Source organism: uncultured Limnohabitans sp. (assembly GCF_937889215.1).
GTDB lineage: Bacteria > Pseudomonadota > Gammaproteobacteria > Burkholderiales > Burkholderiaceae_C > Limnohabitans_A.
Genome location: NZ_CALBEX010000508.1, coordinates 1 through 4,675 on the forward strand (window position 1 = coordinate 1; position 4,675 = coordinate 4,675).

Sequence of the window (4,675 nt, forward strand, 5' to 3'; positions counted from 1 at the left end):
ATCCACCACCACCGGACCAGGACGGCCAGTGCGGGCAATGTGGAAGGCTTTTTTCATGACCTCGGCCATGTCCTTGGCGTCTTTGACCAGGAAGTTGTGCTTGACGATGGGGCGGGTGATGCCCACGGTGTCGCATTCCTGGAAGGCATCAAGGCCAATGGCCGCAGTGGGCACCTGCCCGCTGATGATGACCATGGGGATGCTGTCCATGTAAGCGGTGGCGATGCCGGTCACAGCGTTGGTCAGGCCGGGGCCCGAAGTGACCAGCGCCACACCCACTTCGCCCGTGGCGCGGGCATAGCCGTCGGCAGCGTGCACGGCAGCTTGTTCGTGGCGCACCAAAACGTGCTGGATGGTTTCTTGTTTGTAAAAAGCGTCGTAGATGTGGAGCACAGCCCCACCGGGGTAACCCCAGACAAACTCGACGTTTTCGGCCTGCAGCGCTTTGACCAAAATTTCGGCCCCACGCAACTCTTGACCAGAAGAAGCGACGGACGCAGCGGATGCCATTTCGGCTTTATTGATTTCCATATATTCAACCTTTGTGAATTTCTCTAACGAAAAACCTTGGGTGCCCCTTGGCTCGACTCTTGTGAAGTGGCTTTGGGACTTGAGACCACAGACATGGGCACCAAACTGTAAAAGTGCCGGACGGTGATCCGTTTGCGTTTTTTCAATTGCAACCCGGTATTATCGCACTGAAGATGGCCCAGCTTTCAAAATCCAAACCGATTGCAAGCGCAAAAAGCATCATTTTTGCCCATTGCAACGGCTGTTTCGCCGGTTATCAACCGTTTTACCCTTAGGAAACAGCCCCCCGCTGCACGCAAGTTGGCCTCGGACACAGAACTCTCAGATTTCTTGAAAATCGCTGAAAAGAAAGCCTTTAAAAGGGCTCTCTACCATGTTGGCGATGAGGAGGGCGCGTTGGACATCGTGCAAGACAGCATGATCAAGCTGTGCAGCCATTACGCCGACAAGCCCGCCCAAGAGCTGCCTTTGCTGTTTCAACGTATTTTGTCCAACACGGTGTTGGACTGGTTTCGCCGCCGCAAGACGCGCCAAGCCTTGTTTTCAAACCGCGACGACTTTGACCACCGCGATGACCTGGGCGATTTCGACTTGCTGGAGGTCACCTCTGGTGATGCCGATGCCCAGACCAGCCAAAGCGCAGAGCAGTGGCTGGGGCAGGTACAAACCCTGGAACATATTGAAAAAGCCATCATGGGCCTGCCCGCACGTCAACGAGAAGCCTTCCTGCTGCGTTATTGGGAGGAGCTGGACGTGGCTGAAACCGCCGCCGTGATGGGCTGCTCCGAAGGCAGCGTCAAAACCCATTGCTCCCGCGCCATCCAGTCCTTGAGTAAAACCTTGGCCCACCAAGGCATGAAACCATGAAACATTCCCAGACACACACCACCGCCGACATGGACCTTTGGGGCCAGGCTTTGGCCGCTCGACTGAACGGGGCGGCCCTGCATCTGGACCACGACATCAGCGAGCGCTTGCGGATCGCACGCCAAAGGGCATTGCAGGCGCAACCTGTCCCGCAGCGTTTGCTGCGCCAGAGCCAAGCCACGCAGACCAATGGCACGCTCACCGCAGCGCCCGAAGAAGGCCTCAACCTCTGGCGACTGTCGGTGTCAACCTTTCCCTTATTGGCACTCATCTTGGGCTTGATGTTCATTCAGGACATGCAGCAAGACATGGCCGAATCCAGTATCGCCTCGCTTGACTCGGCCCTTTTGCTGGACGAATTGCCCCCAGCCGCCTACACCGACCCAGGCTTTGTGCAATTCCTCAAGCAGCAAACCTCTCCAGCCCCACGCCATGATTGAAGCGGCGCACGGTCAAGCCTTTGGCCGATTGTGGCCTGCGGCGTGGACCGCCACACGCTTGGCATGCGCTTGGCTTGTGTCCAGTGGTCTGACTCTGGCGGCCTCGGCCGCACTGATCACCCTTTTCTGCGCCCAGGTCCAAGCTCAGACGCAGCCACAGAACGCCATCGTTGCGGGCCAACCCACGGTCACGGCGCTTGCGCCGGCCAAACCAGCATCGCGCGAATGGCAAGCGCTGAGCAAACGCCAAAAACAAGCGCTTGCCCCTCTGTCCAGCGAATGGCACACACTCACAGCGGCCCAAAAACAAAAATGGCGCACCCTCGCCAAAAGCTTTTTGGCGCTGAGCGACGAAGAACAAATGACCCTGCACGCTCGCATGCGTGATTGGGCGACCCTGACCCCCAGACAACGCAACCAGGCTCGTTTCAACTTCAACAGCGCACAGTCCCTGACCATCCAAGACAAGCGGGCGCAATGGGAGGCCTACCAAGCGCTGACGGCTCAAGAAAAAAGGACACTCTCATCCGGGCCCAAACCCCCGGTCAAAAGTGCCGCCCGCAGCACCACCCCACCCAGCAGCCGCCTGGTGAGGCCACCCTTGCTGCCCGTGAACGCCTCTCAAGCCACCCCACGCGTCGCACTCTCGCGGCCGGTGCACCCCAAAACCTTGCTGCCCCAGCCGTTTTGACCTCACCACACGCAAGAGGCCTGTGCGCTCGCGTGCGATGATGCCGGTTTTCGCTCACCCCTCCTGATGCCATCGCTGCCATGACCCAGAGTGCACCCGCCACCCCAACGACCAAGCCCAAACACCCTCTCCAAGCCCCCTCGCTCAGACGCCGCATGGCCTGCTGGCTTTACGAAGGCATGCTGCTCTTCGGTGTTGTCTTCATCGCCGGTTATTTGTTCGGAACGCTCAGCCAAACCCGCCACGCACTGGACAACCGGCCCGGCTTGCAGGCCTTTTTGTTTCTGGTTTTGGGCATTTACTTCACCTGGTTTTGGCACAGGGGCCAAACCCTGGCCATGAAAACTTGGCACATCCGGGTGGTCTCGGCCACAGGGCAGCCCTTGAGCCAAAGCCGCGCCTTGTGGCGTTATGTGCTGAGCTGGCTCTGGTTTTTGCCTCCATTGCTGCTGACCTTGCCCTTCGGCTTGCCCCCCGGCGAAGTCGGGGTGCTGACGCTGGGCTGGGTCTTGGTCTGGGCCTTGCTCAGCCGATTTCAGGCCCAACAACAGTTCTGGCACGACGCGTGGGCGGGCACCCGCCTCGTCACAGACCGCTGAGACCCACTGCTTGACCCACATGACCTCCCCTACCAACAGCACAAACAGCGCCAGCAGCGCCAGCAGCCACAAGGCTGAAACTGCTTTTTCAGTTTGCGTTTACTGCGGCTCCAAGCCCGGCAACCAACCCGAATTTGCACAAATTGCCGTTCAAGTGGGCACCTGGATCGGCCAGCATGGCGGCCAATTGGTCTATGGCGGTGGGCGCAACGGCCTGATGGGTTTGGTGGCCGAAGCCACCCTGGCCGCAGGCGGCACGGTGGTGGGCATCATCCCCACCGCCTTGGTTGAAAAAGAATGGGCGCACCACGGCTGCACCGAGCTGCATGTGGTGGACACCATGCACGAGCGCAAACGCCTCATGGCCGAGAAAGCCGACGCCTTTTTGGCCTTGCCCGGCGGCATTGGCACGTTTGAGGAACTGTTCGAAGTCTGGACTTGGCGACAACTGGGCTACCACGACAAGCCCGTAGGGATCTTAAACAGCCTGGGTTATTACGACGGCCTGATGGCCTTCATTGGCCAAGTGGTTGCGCAAGGCTTCATGGCCGACTGGCAAACCGAACTCGTCACGCTGGGCACCGAGCCCAAAGCGCTGCTGCAAAGTCTGGTGCAAAAAGCGGGCTTTTCACCCCGCGCCAAAGTCGAACTGCTCTGATCGAGCCGGATGGCGTGGTGGTTGCAGCACCACACGCCCCAAGTTCAAAGTGCAGGCCATCGCAGAATGCCCTGCACTCACCCCCTCAAATCGCCGTTTCGTCCTGCTCGCCAGTGCGGATGCGCACCACACGCTCCACCGAGGTCACAAAAATCTTGCCGTCACCGATCTTGCCGGTGCGCGCCGCCTTGACGATGGCGTCCACACAGGTGTCCACGTCTTCGTCCTTGACCACGACTTCGACCTTCACCTTAGGCAAAAAGTCGACCACGTATTCAGCGCCGCGGTACAACTCGGTATGGCCTTTTTGGCGACCAAAACCCTTGACTTCGGTCACCGTCAAGCCGGTCACGCCACATTCGGCCAAGCCTTCGCGGACTTCTTCGAGTTTGAAAGGCTTGATGACTGCGGTGATCTGTTTCATGGGAAAAGTCCTTTAATGATGTTCAAAACACGCCATCAGGCGCGAAACTTGTTGGTCATAGGATAACGCCAATCTTTGCCAAAACTGCGGTGCGTCACGCGAATGCCCACCGGCGACTGGCGGCGTTTGTACTCGTTGAGCTTGATCAGGCGGGTGACTTTTTCCACATCGTCCCGCTCAAAACCGTCGGCAATCAGCGCCTCCACGCCCTCGTCGTTTTCCATGTAGCGCTGGATGATCGCGTCCAACACCTCATACGCGGGCAAGCTGTCCTCGTCCTTCTGGTCTGGGCGCAACTCGGCGCTGGGCGGCCGGGTGATGATGCGCTCGGGGATCGGCTGGCTGCCCGTGCCATACGGGTCATTCAGGTTGCGCCAGCGCGCCAAGTCAAAAACGCGGGTCTTGACCACGTCCTTGATGACCGCAAAACCGCCCGCCATGTCGCCATACAGCGTGCAATAACCC

8 protein-coding genes are annotated in these 4,675 nt (G+C 59.1%); 5 read left to right on the top strand and 3 right to left on the bottom strand.

Features of this window, described 5'->3' with window-relative positions:
• The coding region (locus tag Q0341_RS12865) for a thiamine pyrophosphate-binding protein (protein ID WP_299514014.1) at window positions 1-531 on the bottom strand (531 nt) is incomplete at its 3' end.
• Window positions 532-831: 300 nt separating this feature from the next.
• On the opposite strand from Q0341_RS12865, the gene Q0341_RS12870 reads away from it, so the two are divergent.
• The 5 genes from Q0341_RS12870 (at window position 832) to Q0341_RS12890 (ending at window position 3,786) form a co-directional block, all read left to right on the top strand.
• On the top strand, window positions 832-1,398 hold the full coding sequence (locus tag Q0341_RS12870; RefSeq protein ID WP_299514016.1) for an RNA polymerase sigma factor: 567 nt from the start codon (window positions 832-834) through the stop codon (window positions 1,396-1,398).
• Entirely contained in the window at window positions 1,395-1,838 is a 444-nt protein-coding gene (locus tag Q0341_RS12875) for a DUF3619 family protein (RefSeq protein WP_299514018.1), read from the top strand. The genes Q0341_RS12870 and Q0341_RS12875 overlap by 4 nt, the downstream gene beginning before the upstream one ends.
• On the top strand, window positions 1,831-2,529 hold the full coding sequence (locus Q0341_RS12880) for a DUF3106 domain-containing protein (protein WP_299514020.1): 699 nt from the start codon (window positions 1,831-1,833) through the stop codon (window positions 2,527-2,529). Before Q0341_RS12875 ends, Q0341_RS12880 begins: the two co-directional genes overlap by 8 nt.
• 80 nt (window positions 2,530-2,609) lie before the next feature.
• Complete coding sequence (locus Q0341_RS12885; RefSeq protein WP_299514022.1) at window positions 2,610-3,128, top strand: RDD family protein; 519 nt, start codon at window positions 2,610-2,612, stop codon at window positions 3,126-3,128.
• Window positions 3,129-3,147: 19 nt separating this feature from the next.
• Window positions 3,148-3,786: a TIGR00730 family Rossman fold protein gene (locus Q0341_RS12890; RefSeq protein ID WP_299514024.1), complete on the top strand. Its 639-nt coding sequence runs from the start codon at window positions 3,148-3,150 to the stop codon at window positions 3,784-3,786.
• Between the two features lie 85 nt (window positions 3,787-3,871).
• On the opposite strand, the gene Q0341_RS12895 is transcribed toward Q0341_RS12890, so the two are convergent.
• Window positions 3,872-4,210 carry a P-II family nitrogen regulator gene (locus tag Q0341_RS12895; RefSeq protein ID WP_298597322.1) on the bottom strand — a complete coding sequence of 113 codons (339 nt, stop codon included), beginning with the start codon at window positions 4,208-4,210 and terminating at the stop codon, window positions 3,872-3,874.
• 35 nt (window positions 4,211-4,245) lie between these two features.
• Window positions 4,246-4,675: NAD(+) synthase (gene nadE, locus Q0341_RS12900; RefSeq protein WP_299514026.1), on the bottom strand; the 430-nt coding region annotated here is incomplete at its 5' end.